Genomic DNA, 1513 nt, shown 5'->3' with positions numbered 1-1513 from the left:
GCGCGACTTCCTGCGCGTGCGCGTGATGAACGTCTACGACCTGCTCGACGAGCAGCTTTCCGACGACAGGCTGAAAGGCCTGCTCGCTTTCGACGCGACACTGGGCAGCCATCTCGGTCCGCGCTCGCCGACATCGCTGCTCGGCCTCTACTATCGGCTCGCTGGCGAGATCGGCGGGTTCGCCGGCGCGCAGATACAGCCCAAGGGTGGCATGGGCGCGGTCGTTGCCGCCATCCGCTCGGCGGCCGAGCAAGCGGGTGTTTCGATCCGTCTGGCTTCGCCGGTCGCCAAGGTCGTCGTCGAGAAGGGCCGTGCCGTCGGTGTCGTCACGCAGGGCGGCGAAGCGCTGCGCGCAAAAGCGGTCGTCTCGGCCATCAATCCCGCAACGACGATCCTCAATCTGGCTGGGCCGCGCGAGGTCGACACCGGTTTCGTGCGCAAGGTGAAGAACATCCGGATGAAGGGCGATGCGGCGAAGCTCCATCTCGCGCTCGACCGGCCGCCGCAATTTGCCGGCGTCGACGCCGCTGGCCACAAGGGCCGACTCGTCATCGCGCCTTCGCCGGACCATGTCGAGGGCGCCTTCAACCCGTCGAAATATGGCGAGTTCTCGCCCGAGCCGGTGATGGAGATCACGCTGCCCAGCCTGGTCGATCCTTCGCTGGCACCCTCCGGCGCCTGCGTGCTGTCCGCGGTCGTGCAGTACGCGCCCTATGCGCTGAAACAGGGCTGGACCGCCGGCAAGCCGCAGTTCCTCAAGGCGATCATGGCGCAGCTCGAAGCCTATGCGCCTGGCATCGGCGCCACGGTGCGTCATGCCGAGTTGCTGACTCCGGACGACATCGAGGGACGCTACCGAATGCCTGGCGGCCACTGGCACCACGGCGAGTTGCAGGCCGACCAGATGCTGATGTCGCGGCCGGTCTCCGGTTGGTCGGGCTACGACACGCCGCTCGAAGGGCTGTTCCTTGCCGGCGCCGGTTCGCATCCCGGCGGCGGCATCTCCGGCGCCCCCGGCCTCAACGCCGCACGCCGCATCATCGCGATGAGGGCATGAGATGATTTCGCCATTCACAAACGCAGCGCTCTACGACGCCAACACGAATACTCATGTGAAAATCAATTCCGCCCGCACCCTTGCGCAATCCCACTTCCGCACGCTTCGGCTCGGCACACCTTTCCAGCCGCGCATCGACGCGCTGGCGCTGACAAACGACTGGTACAACTGGGCCGGCTACCGCGCGCCGCATTCGCTCTGGGACGAGGAGCTGGAGTATTTTGCCATTCGCAGCCAGGCGGCACTCTTCGACATCTCGCCGATGACGAAATACCGGATCGAGGGTCCGGACGCTGAAGCCTATCTCGACCGTGTCACGCTGCGCGACGTGACCAGACTGAAGCCGGGCCGCGTCCACTACACCGCCTGGTGCGACGACGAGGGTTTCGTCCTCGATGACGGCACGCTGTTCCGGCTGTCGCCGACGCGCTTTCGGCTGTGCTCGCAGGAGCGGCA

The 1513-nt window shown here is 66.3% G+C and carries 1 protein-coding gene and 1 pseudogene; both read left to right on the top strand.

Going from position 1 to position 1513, the window contains the following annotated elements; all coding sequences use genetic code 11:
- Positions 1–1057: NAD(P)/FAD-dependent oxidoreductase (locus EOA60_RS32435; RefSeq protein WP_164899752.1), on the top strand; the 1057-nt coding region annotated here is incomplete at its 5' end.
- 1 nt (position 1058) lies between these two features.
- Positions 1059–1513: pseudogene (locus EOA60_RS32430) on the top strand (aminomethyl transferase family protein); the annotation flags it as partial.

The organism is Mesorhizobium sp. M1A.F.Ca.IN.020.06.1.1 (assembly GCF_004023265.1).
In the GTDB taxonomy this organism is placed as follows: domain Bacteria; phylum Pseudomonadota; class Alphaproteobacteria; order Rhizobiales; family Rhizobiaceae; genus Mesorhizobium.
This window is presented reverse-complemented; position numbering and strand designations above follow the sequence as displayed.